The sequence below is a fragment of the Brevundimonas sp. genome (genome assembly GCF_036963785.1).
Classification (GTDB): Bacteria; Pseudomonadota; Alphaproteobacteria; order Caulobacterales; family Caulobacteraceae; genus Brevundimonas.
Genome location: NZ_JBALUS010000029.1, coordinates 1 through 501, shown reverse-complemented (window position 1 = coordinate 501; position 501 = coordinate 1). Strand labels below are relative to the sequence as shown.

Sequence of the window (501 nt, the reverse complement as noted above, 5' to 3'; positions counted from 1 at the left end):
GGCATCTTTCATCGGGATGCTGGCCTGATAATAAAACCTGTTGATCACCCATGCGCGGACCTGATCGGGCGTGCAGTCGCCGCCATGCAGCAAGTCGTGAAACGGATGCTTGTCGTGATACCGCTCGGCCCCGATCTGGCGCAGGCGGGCTTCGAATTCGGCGGGCGTGGCCGTCATATCTCCAGCTCCATCCCGTCTTGCGCAATGATCCATCCTGCGGCTTCCACAGCTTTGCGCTCTTCCGACATTGGCCGGAACACTGGATTGGTATTGTTCATATGGACAAAAACTTTCTTCGCAATCTTGATATCTTCGAAGGCAGCGATGGAACCGTCGGGGCCGGACATGGACATATGCCCCATCCGCCGCCCGGTTTTCTGGCTCAGTCCTGCGCGCACCATCTCGTCGTCCTGCCAAAGTGTCCCGTCAAAGAAAACCGCATCCGCCCCGTCCAGCCGCGCCGCAAGCGTATCGCGCATCGCCGCACAGCCGGGGATGTAG

The 501-nt window shown here is 59.3% G+C and carries 2 protein-coding genes; both read right to left on the bottom strand.

All coding sequences use genetic code 11. From position 1 onward, the window contains the following. Positions 1-177 (bottom strand): hypothetical protein (locus V7672_RS15350; RefSeq protein ID WP_442889600.1); only part of this gene is annotated, 177 nt, incomplete at its 3' end. After that, positions 174-501 (bottom strand): MBL fold metallo-hydrolase (locus V7672_RS15305; protein ID WP_335625425.1); only part of this gene is annotated, 328 nt, incomplete at its 5' end. The genes V7672_RS15350 and V7672_RS15305, both read right to left, overlap by 4 nt.